Origin of the sequence: Microbacterium daqui (assembly GCF_050408675.1) — a bacterium.
Taxonomy (GTDB): domain Bacteria; phylum Actinomycetota; class Actinomycetes; order Actinomycetales; family Microbacteriaceae; genus Microbacterium.
The window spans coordinates 137,679-154,853 of record NZ_JBNTKF010000007.1 but is presented as its reverse complement, the minus strand read 5'-3'; the positions used below and the strand labels follow the sequence as shown (position 1 = coordinate 154,853).

The window sequence follows — 17,175 nt, the reverse complement described above, 5'->3', positions numbered from 1 at the left end:
CGTGGGACATGAAGGCCTCCTGTGTTGCGTGAGCGGTTTCTAGACAGCTCCACTCTCGCAACCGGAGGCCTTCACCCCTCAGAAATCACGAGCGATTCACGCAACAACGTCCCTGGACATCACAGTTAAGCGGCCCTCTCGAGGCCACAGAACTTCCTCTTTTGCAAATCGGTGACGCCGTATTTCAGCGGCGTGACGCTCTGTGACGCTCGATTCGAACGGCGTAAAAATCGCTCGTAGCGTGGATGGAGTCCCCAAGAGAGGTTCTGCTCCATGTCTCGCATTCTCGGCCACCGCCGTATCGCAACTGTCCTCGCCGCCGTCGCTGCGGTTCCGCTCGTCATCGGCCTCGCAGGCTGTGCCACCACCCCCGGCTCCGGTGCTGCTGATGAAGCCGACCCGATCAAGATCGGTGTCGTTAACGACGGTGACGCCCAGTGGGCTCCGTTCGTCGCCGCTGCCGCCGAAGAGGGCATCGAGGTCGAGCTGGTGAACTTCGGCTCGTACGAGCAGCCGAACCCCGCGCTGACCGAGGGTGAGCTTGACCTCAACCAGTTCCAGCACATCGTGTACCTCGCGACGTACAACGTCAACGCGAAGCAGGATCTGCAGCCGATCGGCGCGACGGCCATCTACCCGCTGGGTCTGTACTCGAAGAAGTACGACGATGTCGCTGACATCCCCAAGGGCGAGACGATCGCCGTGCCGGACGATGCTTCGAACCAGGCTCGCGCGCTGCTCGTGCTGCAGTCGGCCGGCCTCATCGAGCTGAAGAGCGGTGGCTCCATCTTCTCCGACCTCGCTGACGTCGACACCGACAAATCGAAGGTCAAGGTCACGGCGCTTGAGGCCGCGCTCATCCCGACGTCGCTGCCGGACGTTGCCGCTGCGATCATCAACAATGACTTCGTCACCGACGCCGGTCTCACGTTTGACGACGCGCTCGCGCAGGATGACCCGAGCGACCCCAACGCCCTCCCGTACGCAAACATCTTCGCGGCTCGCGCTGACGACACCGAGAACGAGACCTACCTCAAGCTCGTAGAGATCTTCCAGACCGACGCTGACGTTCAGGCGGGTCTGCAGGAGTCTTCTGGCGACGTCGCGGTGCCGCTGACGACCCCGGTTGAAGAGCTCGTCGCTTCGCTCGAAAAGGTCGAAGCAGATACGCTGGCACAGAAGTAGTCAGGCTTGAAACCCTGATCGCAGAGGATCGGTGGGCATTCGTGCTCTCCGATCCTCTCTGCTGTTGCACTACCGGAGAACGACATGGCTATCGTCACCCTCACAAACGTTTCTCGACACTATCCCGCCCGCACAGCGGGCGGCGATGATGTCGTGGCCGTCGACAATGTTTCCCTCGACATCGAGAAGGGCGACGTTTACGGCATCATCGGATATTCCGGTGCCGGCAAGTCGACGCTGGTGCGTCTCATTAATGCGCTGGAGCCTGCGACGAGCGGAACCATTACCGTCGATGGCGTAGACATCACGGCTCTCAGCGAGCGTGAGTTGCGTCGCGTGCGCGGCGGCATTGGCATGATCTTTCAGCAGTTCAATCTGTTCGCTGCGAAGAGCGTGCGGGCGAATGTTGCTTATCCGCTGAAGCTCGCGGGCTGGAGCAAAGCCGATATCGCCGCTCGTGTCGATGAGCTGCTGTCGTTCGTTGGCTTGGCGGATAAGGCGTCGGCGTATCCGGAGCAGCTGTCGGGCGGCCAGAAGCAGCGTGTCGGTATTGCGCGTGCGCTGGCTACTCGTCCGGCGATTTTGTTGGCTGATGAGGCGACGAGTGCCCTCGACCCGCAGACGACGCATGAGGTGCTTGATCTGCTGCGCCGCGTCAATCAGGAGCAGGGCGTCACGATCGTCGTGATTACGCACGAAATGGATGTCATCCAGACGCTCGCGACGAAGGTCGCCGTCATGGAGGGCGGCCGCATCATCGAGCAGGGTGATGTGTTCGATGTGTTCTCGACCCCGCAGCACCCCGCTTCGAGGCGCTTTGTCGGCACCGTGATCAAGGGCGTTCCGTCTCCAGCAGAAGCGGCCGCTTTGGCGGCTCGCCACATCGGCCGGTTGGTGACCTTCTCTTTCCGTGATGGTGATTCGGCGCAGGCGCGGGTCTTCCTCGACCTTGCCGCGGCCGGTCTCGACTTTGAACTGGTCTACGGCGGAATCAACGACATTCGTGGTCGTGCCTTCGGAAACCTCACGCTCGCGATTCGCGGTGACCGGGCCGCCATCGACCGAACGCTCACCGTCATCGGCGAACGAATTACCGTCACCGAACTCGAGGGGGCACGCTGATGGATCGCTTGATCGAACTCCAGCCTGAATTCTGGAAGGCCGCGCTCGAAACCCTCTACATGACGAGTTTCGCGCTCGTCATGGGAGGCATTCTGGGGCTTGCGTGGGGCGTCATGCTCTACGTTTCTCGCCCGGGCGGCATCATGCCAAATCGTGTCGTGAGCGTGATCGTCAATACGATCATCAACTTCTTCCGGCCGATCCCGTTCGTGATCTTCATCGCCGCGATTTCGCAGCCGCTGGCTCGTCTCATCATTGGCACCGGTATCGGTGTCAACGCCGGAGCTTTCGCGATCGGCCTCGCGGCGTCGTTCGCGATTGGTCGCATTGTCGAACAACATCTCGTTTCGGTGCCGCCTGGGGTCATTGAGGCGGCACGTTCGATGGGTGCTGGTCCGTGGCGCATTCTGTTCACGGTCGCTATTCCCGAGGCTCTCGGGCCGCTGATTCTGGGCTACACGTTTGTGATCGTCGCCCTCATCGACATGACGGCGATGGCCGGTCTGATCGGTGGTGGCGGGCTCGGTGCCTTCGCCCAGGTCTATGGCTTCCGCCAGTTCGAGCCCATCGTGATGTGGGCCGCGATCGTGCTGATCGTCGTCTTTGTGCACGTCGTGCAGCTGCTGGGCAACCGACTGGCCCGCAAGGTCATGCGCCGCTGACGGCGTTATGCATCACGAAATACGTAATGTCGCGACTATTTTGAGGAAACGGTTGTCGGCAGGAGTTGTGATGTTGCATAACGCCCGCAACGAGCGCATCACGAGCGTTCCACTGGCTAAACCACAGGTTCCGGAACCGCGGGTGCCTCTTGCAGCGTGCGTCGCGACTGAAAGTGGCGGGGTTCGCCAGACAGCGGATCGATGAAGTCGAGCTCGCGGGCGAGAAGTTGCAGGGGGCGGCTGAAGTCGTCCGGAACCTCGGGGTGCAGCACCGGGTAAAAACCGTCGTTGAGGATGCCGGCTCCGAGAGCCGCGAGGTGAACGCGCAGCTGGTGCATGCGCCCGGTGTGCGGCTTCAGGAGCGTGTGAATCATGCGGGTTCCCGCATCGGTTCCGCGGCTCTCACCAACCCCGATCAGCTCGATCAATGTCTCCGAGTTCGGTTCCGGTTTCGTGTCAACGAGCACCGTCACCGACTGTCGCACCTTCTCAATGTGGTTGCGATACGTGATCGGAAACGCCTCACCAGCGAGGTGCGTGCCGTCGAAATCTGCGGGCGCGAGCGAAACCGCCTCGTACGTTTTCTGCACGATGCGGTTCTCAAATAGCAGCTGATACGCGCCGCGAGTTTCTGGCCGTGCTGAAAACATCAGTAGTCCCGCGGTCGCGCGGTCAAGGCGGTGGATGGGGGAGAGATCGGGGTTTCCGAGCTGATTGCGCATGCGCACGAGCGCCGAGTTCTGCAAGAACTTGCCGCCCGGCGTCGTCGGCAGAAAGTGCGGTTTGTCGATCACGACGAGGTCGTCATCGACATGCACAACCTCAACCTTGAACGGAATCTCGCGCTCCACGGGTGGCTCGCGGTAGTACCAAATCCACTCGTGCGAGCCGATTTTCGCGTCTCGCGAGACAGTGGAACCATCGGTCGTCACCATTTCGCCGCGATCGAAACGACGGCGGAGGGCTTCAGGATCCATGTGGCCGAAACGATCGACGACGTAGTCAGCAATCGTTTCCCACTCACCCGTCAGCGGCAGATGTAACCGGGTAGCACCGACCCCATCACGAACGGGGAGGGGAGAGGGCATGGCCATCCGACCATTCTCTCAGGCGCGCGCCTGTGCGAACGCTCCGGAACCACGCAATACCCGAGAAAACGCAGAACGCTCCGGAACCACGCAACCGCCCCGAGAAACGCCGGGAGGAAAATACTCAGGGCAGATGCTCGAACTCGATGACGAGTTTGCGCAACAGCGTTGCCAGCCGGTCGCGTTCGCTGTTCGATAGCGACGCGAGCAAAATCGCTTCGGCGTCGACGAGGCGGGTGATGGCGGCGTCGACGCGCACGCGGCCCTCTTCGGTAAGCACGACAATGACGCCACGGCCATCGCCGGGATCCGACTCGCGACGCACCAGGCGACGGCCAACCAGCCGATCAATGCGGTTCGTCATGGTTCCACTCGACACCAGCGTCTGTTGCAGCAACTGCTTTGGGCTCAGGTGAAACGGCTCCCCGGCACGCCGGAGTGCAGAAAGCACATCCCATTCCCAGCTCTCCAGATCACTGCGCCGAAACGCTTCGCGGCGGGCCCGGTCGAGGTGTCGGGAGAGGCGGTCTACGCGCGAGAGAACCTCGAGTGGCGAGAAATCGAGGTCGGGTCGCTGGGCGCCCCACGCGCCAACAATTCGATCAACCTCGTCGGTTTCTTCCGTCACCACCCCATTATGCGACAAGGGGAGGTGCTGAGACGTGGCAGACTGGTACCTGCGGCCCTGTGCCGCGGTCCGCGATGGTGTAATGGCAGCACGACAGCCTTTGGAGCTGTTAGGTCTAGGTTCGAGTCCTGGTCGCGGAGCATGACCGAGAACAACCTCGCCATTGTTGTGCTTGCTGCGGGCCAAGGAACGCGCATGAAATCGCGGACTCCTAAGGTCCTTCACCGCATTGGCGGGCGTACGCTGGTCGGCCACGTGCTCACCACCGCACAGCGCCTGCAGGCGGCACACATCGAGGTCGTTGTTCGTCACGACCGCGACCGCGTCGCTGGTGACATTGCCGAGAGCTACCCCGACGTCACGATCGTTGACCAGGATGAGATTCCCGGTACCGGCCGCGCCGTGCAGGTTGCGCTTGACGCCCTGCCCGCCGACTACGAGGGCGATGTCCTCGTGCTCTCGGGCGATGTTCCGCTGCTCGACAACGACACGATCTCGGCCCTCCTTGACGCGCACCGCTCGACCGGCGCTGCCGCGACGCTGCTGAGCGCGATCCTTGATGACCCGACCGGTTACGGCCGCATCATCCGCGACGATGCCGGCGACGTTGCGCGCATCGTCGAGCAGAAAGACGCGACGGCTGATGAGGCTGCGGTTGGCGAAATCAACGCGGGTGTCTACGTTTTCCAAGCTTCGCTGCTGCGCGAGTACCTGCCGCAGGTGGGCATGGCCAACGCGCAGGGCGAGATGTACCTGACCGACGTCATCGGCCTGCTGCGCGGTGCTGAGAAACGCATTTCGGCCGCCATTACCGACGACCTGCAGGTCGCCCTCGGTGTCAACGACCGCGCCCAGCTCGCCGAGGCCGGCGATCTGCTGCGTCGCCGCATCATTCGCCACTGGCAGCGCGAGGGCGTCACGGTTGTTGACCCCGCCTCGACCTGGATCGACGACGACGTGACGCTCGCCCCCGATGTCACGATCCTCCCCGACACGCAGCTCCTGGGTGCCACCACGGTCGCCGCGGGCGCCACGATCGGCCCCGACACGACGCTCGTCGACTGCGAGGTTGGCGAAGACGCAACAGTTCGCCGCACCGATGGCACGCTTGCCGTCATTGGTGCCCGCGCCACGGTCGGTCCGTGGGCCTACCTCCGCCCCGGAACCATCCTGGGCGCTGGCGGCAAGATCGGTACGTTCGTCGAGACGAAGAACGCCACGATTGGTGAGGGCAGCAAGGTTCCGCACCTGTCGTACGTGGGTGACACCACGATCGGCCGCGGCGTCAACCTCGGTGCCGGCGCGATCACGGCGAACTACGACGACATCGCGAAGCACCGCACCGAAATCGGTGACGAGGTGCACACCGGCTCTCACAACGTTTTCGTGGCTCCCGTGACCATTGGAGCAGGAGCGAAGACCGGCGCTGGCGCCGTGATTCGCAAGGATGTCCCAGCCGGTGCTTTGGCACTCAGCGTCGCGCCTCAGCGCAACGTTGACGGCTGGGTCGAGAACAACCGACAGGGTACGAAAGCGGCTGCTGCCGCGGCCGATGCCCGCATCTCACAGAAGGCTGCAGATGGCAGGCAAGAAGAAGACCGTTGATCTTGATCGTGAACACGACATCGCTCCCGGTGTCGAGGTAAAGAACAAGAAGCGCCTCGTTGTTGTCTCGGGCACCGCGCACCCGGAACTCGCCGCTGCCGTAGCGAAGCACCTCGGTACCGAGGTTGCTCCGACCGAGCACCGCACCTTCGCTTCTGGTGAGCTCTACGCTCGCTTCGAGGTGTCGGTTCGCGGTTGCGACGTCTTCGTGGTGCAGTCGTTCGAGGGCGCTGTCAACAAGCAAATCATGGAACTGCTGATCATGATCGACGCGCTCAAGCGTGCGTCGGCCAAGCGCATCACCGTTGTGGTTCCGTACTTCCCGTACTCCCGTCAAGACAAGAAGGGCCGCGGCCGTGAGCCGATCTCGGCTCGTCTGGTGTCTGACCTGATGGACACCGCGGGCGCCGACCGCGTCATGAGCGTTGACCTGCACGCCGCACAGATCCAGGGCTTCTTCGATGGCCCCGTTGACCACCTCTTCGCGAAGCCCGTGCTGCTCGACTACTTCGAGAAGACGCTGTCGGCTGATGACCGCGAAAAGCTCACGATCGTGTCGCCCGACATGGGTCGCGTTCGCGTCGCTGACACGTGGTCTGACAGCCTCGGTGCGCCGCTGGCCATCATCCACAAGCGTCGTGACCCGAAGGTTGCGAACCAGGTTTCGGTGCATGAGATCGTCGGCTCGGTTTCGGGTCGGGTCTGCCTCCTCGTTGACGACATGATCGACACCGGTGGAACCATTGTGAAGGCTGCAGAGGCGCTGAAGGCAAACGGTGCAGAGCGCGTTATCGTCGCCGCAACCCACGCCATCTTCTCTGACCCGGCGTCCACGCGCCTGCAGAGCGAAGCCATCGACGAGGTTGTTGTCACCGACACGGTGCCGCTGCCCGCCGAGAAGCGCTTCGACGGTCTCACCATTCTTCCCATCGCCCCGCTGCTGGCACGCGCCATCGGCGAGGTCTTCGAAGATGGTTCCGTCACCAGCATGTTTGATGGCGCGGCATAACTCATAGCCAAGCCATAGGGTCTGCGCGGCAATTGCTCGCGCAGACCCTTTATTTTTGACGTGACACCCCAAGGAGACTCCTCATGGCTCGCACCGTTTCGCGCTCCACCGCCGTCGTTTCATCGCTCGCCGGCGTGACCGGCGTGTTTTTGCTTGCCGGTTGTAGCGCGCAGGCGCCGGTGGCGGAGATTCCTGCGACCGACTCAACCGTCGACGCGTCGGCAACCGACCCCGCAGGTGTGACACCGACCGCTGAGGGCGGCTCGGGCGAAGATTCGGCAATGGCAACCTACGCGAGCGGCACGTACACCGCCGAGGGTAGCTATTCGCCGCAGGCGGGTCTCATCGAAACCATCGAAGTGACGATCACGCTCGACGGCAGCACGATCACCGCCGTCGAGGTGGAGGGCAACCCGCAAAAGCCCGAGAGCGTGCGCTATCAGGGCGAGTTCATTGGCGGCATCGCCGACGTCGTGCTCGGCAAATCGATTGACGAAATCAACGTCTCCCGCGTTGCCGGCTCATCGCTCACGAGCGGCGGCTTCAACCAGGCCATCGAGGCAATCAAGGCAGAAGCGGCCGCCTGATGAATGCCCACTGGCGCTTCGACGCGATCGGAACCACGTGGGACATTGAGACGGAGGCTGAGCTTCCGGATGAAGCGAAAGAAGCGACGCGCCGCCTGATCGACGAGTTCGATCGCGAGTGGTCGCGCTTTCGCCCGGACTCCCTCGTTAGCCAATTGGCGCGCGGCGCTGGCGTCGTTGATGCGCCCGCTGACACGGTGCAACTCCTGACGATGTACCAGCAGCTGTCGGACGCAACCGGTGGTTCCGTCAACCCGCTCGTCGGTGATTCGCTTGCCGCGCTCGGCTACGACGGTCAGGTCTCGCTCACGGTGGGCGTACCCCACGCGGCTCCGGCCGACTGGCAGACCATGCTGGCGTGGACGAACGACTCACTCGCTCTGCACCGACCCGCCACGATCGACGTCGGAGCGATGGGCAAAGGCAAGCTCGTCGACCTCACGATTAAGACGCTCGCGGCGTGGACCGAAGGTGATGTCACGGTCGATGCGTCCGGCGATATCGCCACACGCGGCACGCCGATCCGCGTCGGCCTGGAGCACCCCTATGACACAACGAAGGCCATCGGCGTCATCGAGGTACAGAACGAGGCACTGTGCGCGTCAGCCACCAACCGACGTGCGTGGGGTGATGGCCTACACCACGTGATCGACGCACGCACCGGGCAGCCGGTGCGAACAGTGGCCGCCACCTGGGCCGTCGCACCCGACGCCGTGACTGCTGATGCGATCACCACCGCTCTCTTTTTCGAGGGCGGCCCCGCGCTCGCACACGCGTGGGACGTGCAGTGGGTACGAATGTTAACCAACGGACAGGTAGAGTACTCGCCCCGCAGTACGGCACAGTTATTCACATGACACCTGCGTTGCGCGCACTGCGCACTCGAGTCCTCGGACTCCTCGCTCTCACATCGATGTACCTGCTGGTCGTCATCGCGCTCAGCATCCTGTTCATTTACGCCGTGGCACTCAGCTTCACCGGCACCCTCGCGTTCGCGGCGATCGAACTTGTCGCATCGGCGGCGGCGATCGCGGCGGGTGCCTTCGCCATTGACCTGCTGACACATCGACTGACGAACACCGCGCTGCGGTGGGAGTCCACCCTCATCACCGTGCTCATTCTGGTGTTTGTCATGCGCCCCTCGGACGACCCGATGGAACTGGTCTGGCTGACCGTCACCGGCGCGGTGGCGTCGGCATCGAAGATGGTGCTCGCGTGGCGCGGCCGCCATGTTTTCAACCCGGCTGCGGCCGCCGCGGCGGTCATGACGATCACCGGGGTCAGCCCCGCGGCTTGGTGGGTCGGTACGCCGATGCTGGCGGCGGTCGTTGCGGTGCTCGGCATCGCGATCGCGTGGCGCACCGAAAAGCTCCGCGTCGTTCTTACGTTCATTGTGCTCGCGTGGGCGATTTCGATTGCCACCACGCTGACTGCGTACGCGCAGGCTGGCCTCGCCGTCTCTGCAGTCGACATCTCGGTGCAACTGCTCATCTCATCGCCGATTCTTTTCCTCGGCTTCTTCATGCTGACGGAACCATTGACGCTGCCGTCGAGATTCTGGCAACAGCTGCTGGTGGCGGCGGTTGTAGCGTTCTTCGTCGGGTACCCGCTGTCTGTCGGCGTGATTTCGTTGAGCGCCGACCGTGCCCTGCTGATCGGTAACATCGTCGCCTTCGTGCTGGCGGTGCGCTCGCGAAACCTCGGTCGACTCACCCTGACCGATACCCGGGATGTCACGCCGCGCATTCGTGAGCTGACGTTCGCGGCAGAGCCCGGCGCATCATTCGTGCCCGGCCAATATCTCGAACTCACGGTTCCCCACAAGGGCGCGGATATTCGCGGAACCCGTCGCGAGTTCTCCCTCGTTTCCGCACCGGCGGAGTTGCCGCACGTGCGCATCGCGTATCGTGTCTCGCCCGCCGAGCGTGGTTCCACTTTCAAACGTGCGCTCGAGCAGGCACAGCCCGGCGACCGGCTCCGCGGCAGCGGAATCTGGGGAGACTTCACATTACCGGCGTCAGGCCCGCTGCTGTTCGTCGCGGCGGGTATCGGCATCACGCCGTTCGTATCGCATGCGCGTGAGCTCTCCACGCGCGGTGTCCACCGCGACATCGTGGTCGTTTATGTCGCATCGTCGGCGGCCGAATTGGCCTATCACGCTGACTTTGCCGATCACCGCGTCATCATCGTGACGCCCGACGACCCCACGCCGCTCGGCAACGAAACGTGGGCGGGTGGTGAACGTCTCTCGGCGCCGTCGCTTGCCTCCCTGGTTCCGGATCTCGCGACCCGTCATGCCCTCATTTCGGGCCCGCCCGCCCTCATCGCCGACCTGCAACCCGCGCTGGCCCGTGCAGCGAGCGTCAAAACCGACGCGTTCGCCGGCTACTGAGCCGCCGCGTCGGCCGCCGGGATCGCCGGAACCTCGGGCAGCGCGGGCAACCGCAACGTAAAGGTCGTTGAACCCGGCTTGCTCTCCACCGAGAGCTCGCCGCGGTGCGCGATCGCAATCGCCTGTGCGATCGCGAGGCCGAGCCCGGTGCCCCCGGTATTGCGCGCGCGCGAGCGGTCGGCGCGGGCGAATCGTTCGAACAGGGTCTTCTGAACTTCGGGAGCAATACCTGGTCCGTTGTCGTGCACGTGCACGAGGGCGTCGTCGCCGTCACGCTCGACCGAAAGCACGATGTGGGTGCCGGCGGGAGTGTGGGTGCGGGCGTTCGCCAGGAGGTTGGTGACAACCTGATGCAGGCGCCCGGCATCGCCGAGGACGAGCAGCTCGGTCAGGTCGCTGGACCAGTCACCCGTATGGTCGGAGTCTGCGGCCTGCGCGTCAGCGATCGATTCGATCGTCAGCGGAACCAGGTCGACCGGGGAGAGCACGAGCTCCTGACCCTCATCGAGTCGGGCGAGGAGCAGGAGGTCCTCCACGAGGCGCGTCATGCGTACCGATTGCGCTTGAATGCGCTCGAGTGCCGCCGTCGTGTTCTCACTGTTGGAAGGGTCGCGCAGCGACAACTCGGAGTAGCCGCGGATCGACGCTAGGGGAGTGCGCAGTTCGTGGCTGGCGTCAGCAACGAACTGTCGCATCTTGTCTTCGTTTGCGACGCGGGCGCGAAGGGACGCGTCAACGTGATCGAGCATCGTGTTGAGGGCGAGACCGACCTGGCCGACTTCGGTGTGGTCGTCGACGTGTTCGGCCGGCACGCGGTCAGTAATGGCCACGGCACCCTGATCGAGGGGCTGTTGAGCCACGCGCCCGGCGGTCGCCGCGACGGCGCGCAACGGACGCAGAGACGTTCGTATCGTGACGCCGATCGCGAGTGCGAGGAGTATGAGGCCGCCGAGCGTAAGCGCTGTGATGGTCGCAAGCATGAGCCCGATCGTGCGATCCACGTCGGCGCGGGGGAGGCCGATCAGCACGACGTTATCGTCGACGGGAAACGCCATGACGCGGTACGTGCCGACCGCGTCAAACGTGAGGTCGGTGGTCTTGCCGACCGTGAAGGTCATGCCGGTAAGGGGCGCGATTTGCTCTTTCGTCAGTACCTGCACCTTGTCGTTGGCATCGAGGTATGCGCCCGTGAGGCCGGAGTCGAGGTCAAGAATGAGGATCGTCCCGGGCTGTAGAAACTTGCCGGGGCCCGACGACTGGGCATCAAATGACAGCACGGCGGCAGCATCCGGTGCGCCGGTTTGAACGGCCGCGGCGATCCACGGCTGTGCACGCCGCGACGATTCTGAAACGCGCGTCGTGAGCTGATCTTCCAGCACCGAGTTCAACATCGCGGCAGTCAGGGCAGACACGACGATCAGCAACGCCGAAACGATGCCGACAACGACGGTGGTCAATCGAGTCTGCAGTGACCATGCGCGTGGGGTCACTGGGGCGCCTTGATCATGTAGCCGACACCGCGAATCGTGTGAATGAGCGGCTCACCGAGGGTGTCGATCTTCTTGCGAAGGTACGAAATGTAGAGCTCGACGACGCTGGAGCGGCCGCCAAAGTCGTAGTTCCAGACCCGGTCGAGAATCTGTGCTTTGGAGACGACACGGCGCTGGTTGCGCATCAGGAATCGCAACAGTTCGAACTCGGTGGCGGTCAGTTCGATCGACGTGCCCGCGCGCTCCACTTCGTGACTGTCTTCGTTGAGTGAAAGGTCGGCCACCCGCAGCACGGGGTCGGCTTCGGCCGACATGGCGGTGCCCGAACGTCGCATCAGTGCGCGCAGACGCGCGACGACCTCTTCGAGGCTGAACGGTTTCGTGACGTAGTCATCGCCGCCGGCTGTGAGCCCCGCGACGCGGTCACCGACGGCATCTTTGGCGGTGAGGAAGAGCACCGGAACCATGTTGCCTGCTTCGCGTAGACGGCGCAGCACACCCATGCCGTCAAGGTCGGGCATCATGACGTCGAGCACGATCGCATCCGGTGCGAACTCGCGAGCAACGTTCAGGGCTTCCAACCCCGAGCTCGCGGTGCGTACTTCCCAGCCCTCCATGCGCAGCGCCATCGACAGCAGGTCGGTCAGCATCTGTTCGTCATCGACAGCCAAAACGCGTACGGGCGAACCATCGGGGCGGGTGAGGGCGGTTGCGGTGCTCATGATGCCATTGTGACGCCGAACCTATGTGTTTTCTATGGCCTCGGTTATGTCTTGGCTGTGAACGAGTAATGAGCCCCCTGGCATCGACGTTGCCACGGGGGAGCGCACTGGGGAGACGTTGCCCGCGTGCTCGCCGCGCAGGGCCTTGCAATCAGCTCAGGAGACACGGCGAGCGTTGGTGTCGGCGGGCTCACCCTCGGTGGTGGCATTGGCTGGATGACACGTGCGTGGGGGCTGGCGATCGACCAACTCGTCGGCGCGACCGTGGTGACCGCGGATGGCGTGACCTTCGAAGTCGACGCGAATCACGATTCCGACCTGTTCTGGGCCCTGCGGGGTGGTGGCGGCGGATTCGGCGTGGTTATTGCCGGCTTTTAGCGCACGCGATGCGACCTGGCTCGTGATGATGGGTGCCTTTGACACCGGTTTCGATGATGCCGAGCGCGCTGATGTCGCTGCTGCGTGCGCCGCATTGAACGCCGATGGCGCGCTGGTCTACGGCAACTTTTCGTCGGACACAGTCCGGCGGCGGCTCACGCCATGTACGCGCCGGCAACGGCCGCGCGCCTCCGAGAAATCAAGCAGCGGTGGGATCCGACGAACATTTTCTGCCGCGCCCACGTGTTCGTGTAAATCAGGAAAAGGAGCCGCCCCGAGGGAGCGGCTCCTTTTCTTTAGGCCTTTTCTTTAGGCCTTAGTGCGTGTCTTCGGCTTCGACCTCGGTGCGGTCGCCCGACCACAGCGTGTGGAAGGTGCCTTCCTTGTCGATGCGACGGTACGTGTGTGCACCAAAGAAGTCACGCTGACCCTGCACGAGGGCAGCGGGCAGGCGGTCGGCGCGGATGCCGTCGTAGTACGACAGCGACGACGAGAACGCGGGGGCCGGTATGCCGGCCTGAGCGGCGGCGACCACGACGCGACGCCACGCAGCCTGACCGCGGGTGAGCGCGTCAGCGAAGTACGGAGCCGTCATCAGAACGGGCAGCTCGGCGTCGGTCGCGTACGCGTCGGAGATGCGGTTGAGGAACTGCGCGCGGATGATGCAACCGGCGCGCCAGATCTTCGCGATTGCGCCGAGGTCGATGGTCCAGTTGTACTCAGCAGCGCCGGCACGGATCTCGTCGAAGCCCTGGCTGTAAGCCACAATCTTCGACGCGTACAGAGCCTGACGCACGTCTTCGATGAACGCGTCGGCGTCAGCGACGGTGAACGTCTCGTCCGGGCCCGGGAGGTTAGCGGCCACGGCACGCTGCTCCGGGTGCGACGACAGCGAGCGGGCGAACGTGGCTTCAGCGATGCCCGAGACCGGAACGCCCAGGGCAAGTGCGGTCTGCACGGTCCACGCGCCGGTGCCCTTGGCGCCGGCCTGGTCGACGATCACGTCAACGAGGGGCTGGCCGGTCGCGGCGTCAACCTGACGCAGCACCTCAGCGGTGATCTCGATCAGGTACGACTCGAGCTCGCCCTTGTTCCACTCGGCGAAGATGTCGGCGATCTCAGCCGGGCTCTTGCCGGTGCCGCGGCGAATCAGGTCGTAGGCCTCAGCAATGAGCTGCATGTCGGCGTACTCGATACCGTTATGCACCATCTTGACGAAGTGGCCAGCGCCGTCGTGGCCGACGTGCGTGACGCACGGCTCGCCCTCGGCAACCGCAGCGATCGACTTGAGAATTGGGCCGAGGGTGACCCACGACTCGTCCGAGCCGCCGGGCATGATCGATGGGCCGAGCAGAGCGCCCTCTTCGCCACCGGAGATGCCAGCGCCGACGAAGTTGATACCGGTCTCACGCACGGCCTTTTCGCGGCGAATCGTGTCGGGGAAGTAGGCGTTGCCACCGTCGACGATGATGTCGCCCGGCTCGAAGACCTCAACGAGAGCGTTGATCACGGCGTCGGTCGGGCCACCAGCCTTGACCATGATGATCGCGGTGCGCGGCTTCTGCAGCGACGCCGCGAATTCTTCGTAGGTCTGCGCCGCAACGAACCCGGCTTCGGGGTGTGCCTCGAGGAGATCGGCGGTCTTCTCGAAGCTTCGGTTGAACACCGCAACGGTGTTCCCTTCGCGGCTTGCGAGGTTACGTGCCAAGTTCGATCCCATAACAGCGAGACCAACCACACCAATATTTGCCTGGGCGAGGGATTCCGTCACGAGTGTGCTCCTAAACGTCGTGGGTGATGGTTCCAGCGTATCGCGGCGCACAACACGAAGCGCGAAAATGACGTTGGGGGAAACGACAAAGCGCCCGGCACGGGGCCGAGCGCTTTGAATGAAGTTAGTTCTTCTTGTAGCTACCGCGTCCGAGCGTGAACAGCGCACCGATGCAGGTGACGACGCCGAGCGCACCCAGCGCCAGAATGCCGTAGAAAACAATGTGAGAGACTTCAGCGCCGGTCATGGCATCCTCCTTCAGAAGTATGTGTCTAACGCTACCGCGATATCGGGTAATATAGAGAATCGACCTCGGCGAGGGATGCATACGCATCCGTTATCGACGCGGTGATGTGGCTCCTCACGGAATCCTCACGCGTCTGCGTTTGAGTCGATACCCAAAGACCACCGCACATCCAATCGTGATGTGCGCGCCCCAAGGAGATTCACATGTCTGAAGACAACAAGGTCGTCGCAGAGGTTCGCGAGAACTTTGGCAAGGGCTACGCACGCCGTCTGCGCGCTGCTGGCCAGATCCCCGCCGTCATCTACGGTCACGGCACCGAGCCGCAGCACGTTGCACTGCCGGGCCACCAGGTCAGCCTGATCCTGCGCAAGGCAAACGCCCTGCTCGCCCTGGACATCGCTGGCAAGGCTGAGCTGGCCCTGGTGAAGGACGTTCAGAAGGACCCGGTTCGCCAGATCATCGAGCACATCGACCTCCTCGTCGTCAAGAAGGGCGAGAAGCTCACCGTTGACGTTCCCGTCGTCGTTGTTGGCGAGTCGGCACCTGGCACTATCATCAACCTTGACGCTGTTTCGATTGCACTTGAGGTTGAGGCAACGCACATCCCCGAGCACATCGAGGTCAACGTTGACGGTCTCGAAGACGGCCAGCACGTCTACGCTGCTGACCTGAAGCTCCCCAAGGGTGCAACGCTCGTTGCTGAGGGCGACGTCCTCGTTGTTGGCGTTTCGGTTCCGGCCGCTGCTGACCTGGGCGACGAGGCTGCTGAGGGCGAAGCCGCTGCTGAGGCACCGGCCACGGAAGCTGCAGCTGAGTAATTCACTCGCTTAAGCGAGGGGGTGCGAATTTCGTGCCCCCTCGTTTGTGTTAGGGAGAAAACATGGCGGAGACCTGGTTGGTCATCGGTCTCGGAAACCCGGGCCCGCAGTACGAGAACACGCGCCACAACGTCGGCCAGATGGTGGTCGACGAGCTGGCTCGTCGGCGCAACGAAGGGTTCAAGGCGCACAAAGCCAATGCCCGCGTCGCAGAGACCTGGGTGCGTCCGGGAGGCGCGAAGCTGATTCTCGCGAAGCCCAATTCGTACATGAACGTGTCGGGTGGCCCGGTGGCAGGCCTCGCGAAGTTCTATGGCATTGATGCTGACCACATCATCGTGCTGCACGACGAGCTCGACATTCCGTTTGACACCATCAAGATGAAAATCGGTGGTGGCCACGGTGGGCACAACGGTGTTCGCGACATTGCGAAGGCACTCGGAACCCCGGAATTCTTGCGCGTACGGGTCGGCATCGGCCGCCCGCCGGGTCGACAAGACCCCGCCGACTGGGTGCTGTCACCGTTCTCGGGGGACCAGCGCACTCAGCTGCCGCTCCTGGTCGGCGACTCCGCCGATGCCGTTGAGTTGGTTGGTGAGGAGGGGCTCTTGAGCGCCCAGCAGAAGTTCCACGCTCCGCGCGGCTAGCGCACAGGCATAAAAGTGGCCGCTGTCATCGCGACAGCGGGCCACTTTCGTATGTCTTAGCCGAGCGGCATGCCGGCCATGATGCCGCCGATAGCGGCACCGACGGCCCAGAAGATGAACCCGGTGATGCCCAAAACGAGAGCGGCAATACCGTACCCTCGTCCCTTTCGCTGCACGATGGCGATGATGCCGAGCACAATCGCGGTTATGCCGGCGATCGTGCCGATCCACAGCGAAATCTCCAGCCACAGCACGCTGTCACGCACCGATGCAAAATATGACAGGTCGATCTCGGTGATGTCGAATTCGGTGATCGCACCGAACTCTTCTTGGAACTCGGCAAAGCGACGACTCGCTGGCCCACCCAGGGCAAGAGCGAGGATGGCGCTACCGAGAGAAGCGATGAGCGCGAACACCAGGGCGACAACGCCCAGCGTCTTCTTTTGCGGCGGGAGCGTGCCGGGGTACTGACCGTACTGCGGGTATTGCGGCTGCGCGTACGGTGCCGCATACGTGCCGAAGGGGCTCGTCTGTTGCGGCTCTTGGCCCCACGTCGGTGCCTGTGGCTGCTGCTGCTGCCACGACGGTGCCGGCGGCATGACTTGCGTGGCCTGCTGATCCCATGGGGTCTGAGGAGCCTGCGGCTGCTGCCCGTAGCTGGGCAGCGGGGGCAGCGGCGGAACCAGGGGCTGCGCTGGGCGGGCCCCGGCAGTAGCGCCGGTGTCGGGGATGCTGTTGTCCGGCGAAGAATTAGGCGGCTGGTTCACGCCCCCATACTAGGGACTAACAGCGGCCAGATACTAGGTAGCTCTGCTTTGTCGGAC

General features: G+C 63.5%; 18 protein-coding genes, 1 tRNA gene and 1 pseudogene. 13 read left to right on the top strand and 7 right to left on the bottom strand.

Going from position 1 to position 17,175, the window contains the following annotated elements:
- The first annotated feature begins 273 nt into the window (after positions 1–273).
- The 3 genes from ACQUSY_RS06890 (at position 274) to ACQUSY_RS06880 (ending at position 2,969) form a co-directional block, all read left to right on the top strand.
- Positions 274–1,185 (top strand): MetQ/NlpA family ABC transporter substrate-binding protein, encoded by a 912-nt coding sequence (locus tag ACQUSY_RS06890; RefSeq protein ID WP_428903762.1) that lies wholly within the window; start codon positions 274–276, stop codon positions 1,183–1,185.
- An 84-nt stretch (positions 1,186–1,269) separates the two neighbouring features.
- Positions 1,270–2,307, top strand: a complete 1,038-nt coding sequence (locus tag ACQUSY_RS06885; protein ID WP_428903761.1) for a methionine ABC transporter ATP-binding protein — start codon at positions 1,270–1,272, stop codon at positions 2,305–2,307.
- The gene (locus tag ACQUSY_RS06880) at positions 2,307–2,969 is read left to right on the top strand and encodes a methionine ABC transporter permease (RefSeq protein ID WP_428903760.1); all 663 of its coding nucleotides are present in this window, start codon (positions 2,307–2,309) and stop codon (positions 2,967–2,969) included. Before ACQUSY_RS06885 ends, ACQUSY_RS06880 begins: the two co-directional genes overlap by 1 nt.
- Positions 2,970–3,085: 116 nt before the next feature.
- Here the strand turns inward: ACQUSY_RS06880 and ACQUSY_RS06875 are convergent, their stop codons facing one another.
- Both ACQUSY_RS06875 and ACQUSY_RS06870 read right to left on the bottom strand, forming a co-directional pair.
- The gene (locus tag ACQUSY_RS06875) at positions 3,086–4,063 is read right to left on the bottom strand and encodes a pseudouridine synthase (RefSeq protein WP_428903759.1); all 978 of its coding nucleotides are present in this window, start codon (positions 4,061–4,063) and stop codon (positions 3,086–3,088) included.
- A 118-nt stretch (positions 4,064–4,181) separates the two neighbouring features.
- Positions 4,182–4,685, bottom strand: coding sequence for a MarR family winged helix-turn-helix transcriptional regulator (locus tag ACQUSY_RS06870; protein ID WP_428903758.1), 504 nt, complete (start codon positions 4,683–4,685; stop codon positions 4,182–4,184).
- A 68-nt stretch (positions 4,686–4,753) separates the two neighbouring features.
- On the opposite strand from ACQUSY_RS06870, the gene ACQUSY_RS06865 reads away from it, so the two are divergent.
- The 6 genes from ACQUSY_RS06865 (at position 4,754) to ACQUSY_RS06840 (ending at position 10,278) form a co-directional block, all read left to right on the top strand.
- Positions 4,754–4,825 (top strand) — tRNA-Gln (locus ACQUSY_RS06865).
- A 1-nt stretch (position 4,826) separates the two neighbouring features.
- Complete coding sequence (glmU, locus tag ACQUSY_RS06860; RefSeq protein WP_428903757.1) at positions 4,827–6,290, top strand: bifunctional UDP-N-acetylglucosamine diphosphorylase/glucosamine-1-phosphate N-acetyltransferase GlmU; 1,464 nt, start codon at positions 4,827–4,829, stop codon at positions 6,288–6,290.
- Positions 6,265–7,299 carry a ribose-phosphate diphosphokinase gene (locus ACQUSY_RS06855; protein ID WP_428903756.1) on the top strand — a complete coding sequence of 345 codons (1,035 nt, stop codon included), beginning with the start codon at positions 6,265–6,267 and terminating at the stop codon, positions 7,297–7,299. Before glmU ends, ACQUSY_RS06855 begins: the two co-directional genes overlap by 26 nt.
- An 83-nt stretch (positions 7,300–7,382) precedes the next feature.
- Complete coding sequence (locus ACQUSY_RS06850; protein ID WP_428903755.1) at positions 7,383–7,886, top strand: hypothetical protein; 504 nt, start codon at positions 7,383–7,385, stop codon at positions 7,884–7,886.
- Positions 7,886–8,743, top strand: coding sequence for an FAD:protein FMN transferase (locus ACQUSY_RS06845; RefSeq protein ID WP_428903754.1), 858 nt, complete (start codon positions 7,886–7,888; stop codon positions 8,741–8,743). The genes ACQUSY_RS06850 and ACQUSY_RS06845 overlap by 1 nt, the downstream gene beginning before the upstream one ends.
- On the top strand, positions 8,740–10,278 hold the full coding sequence (locus ACQUSY_RS06840; RefSeq protein WP_428903753.1) for a ferredoxin--NADP reductase: 1,539 nt from the start codon (positions 8,740–8,742) through the stop codon (positions 10,276–10,278). Before ACQUSY_RS06845 ends, ACQUSY_RS06840 begins: the two co-directional genes overlap by 4 nt.
- Here the strand turns inward: ACQUSY_RS06840 and ACQUSY_RS06835 are convergent.
- Both ACQUSY_RS06835 and ACQUSY_RS06830 read right to left on the bottom strand, forming a co-directional pair.
- Positions 10,272–11,768, bottom strand: coding sequence for a sensor histidine kinase (locus ACQUSY_RS06835; protein WP_428903752.1), 1,497 nt, complete (start codon positions 11,766–11,768; stop codon positions 10,272–10,274). The two genes, ACQUSY_RS06840 and ACQUSY_RS06835, sit on opposite strands and share 7 nt — an antisense overlap.
- Positions 11,765–12,490, bottom strand: coding sequence for a response regulator transcription factor (locus ACQUSY_RS06830; protein ID WP_428903751.1), 726 nt, complete (start codon positions 12,488–12,490; stop codon positions 11,765–11,767). Before ACQUSY_RS06830 ends, ACQUSY_RS06835 begins: the two co-directional genes overlap by 4 nt.
- Positions 12,491–12,595: 105 nt before the next feature.
- Here ACQUSY_RS06830 and ACQUSY_RS06825 point away from each other — a divergent pair.
- Positions 12,596–12,868 (top strand): annotated as a pseudogene (locus tag ACQUSY_RS06825) (FAD-binding protein); the annotation flags it as partial.
- A gap of 162 nt (positions 12,869–13,030) precedes the next feature.
- Positions 13,031–13,123: a BBE domain-containing protein gene (locus tag ACQUSY_RS06820; RefSeq protein WP_428903750.1), complete on the top strand. Its 93-nt coding sequence runs from the start codon at positions 13,031–13,033 to the stop codon at positions 13,121–13,123.
- A 61-nt stretch (positions 13,124–13,184) separates the two neighbouring features.
- On the opposite strand, the gene gndA is transcribed toward ACQUSY_RS06820, so the two are convergent.
- On the bottom strand, positions 13,185–14,639 hold the full coding sequence (gene gndA, locus ACQUSY_RS06815) for an NADP-dependent phosphogluconate dehydrogenase (protein ID WP_428903749.1): 1,455 nt from the start codon (positions 14,637–14,639) through the stop codon (positions 13,185–13,187).
- A gap of 124 nt (positions 14,640–14,763) precedes the next feature.
- Positions 14,764–14,886 carry a hypothetical protein gene (locus ACQUSY_RS06810; protein WP_428903748.1) on the bottom strand — a complete coding sequence of 41 codons (123 nt, stop codon included), beginning with the start codon at positions 14,884–14,886 and terminating at the stop codon, positions 14,764–14,766.
- Between the two features lie 203 nt (positions 14,887–15,089).
- On the opposite strand from ACQUSY_RS06810, the gene ACQUSY_RS06805 reads away from it, so the two are divergent.
- Positions 15,090–15,704 carry a 50S ribosomal protein L25/general stress protein Ctc gene (locus ACQUSY_RS06805; protein WP_428903747.1) on the top strand — a complete coding sequence of 205 codons (615 nt, stop codon included), beginning with the start codon at positions 15,090–15,092 and terminating at the stop codon, positions 15,702–15,704.
- A gap of 62 nt (positions 15,705–15,766) precedes the next feature.
- Positions 15,767–16,351 carry an aminoacyl-tRNA hydrolase gene (gene pth / locus ACQUSY_RS06800; RefSeq protein ID WP_428903746.1) on the top strand — a complete coding sequence of 195 codons (585 nt, stop codon included), beginning with the start codon at positions 15,767–15,769 and terminating at the stop codon, positions 16,349–16,351.
- 56 nt (positions 16,352–16,407) lie between these two features.
- Here the strand turns inward: pth and ACQUSY_RS06795 are convergent, their stop codons facing one another.
- Entirely contained in the window at positions 16,408–17,118 is a 711-nt protein-coding gene (locus ACQUSY_RS06795) for a hypothetical protein (protein ID WP_428903745.1), read from the bottom strand.
- Positions 17,119–17,175 lie beyond the last annotated feature (57 nt).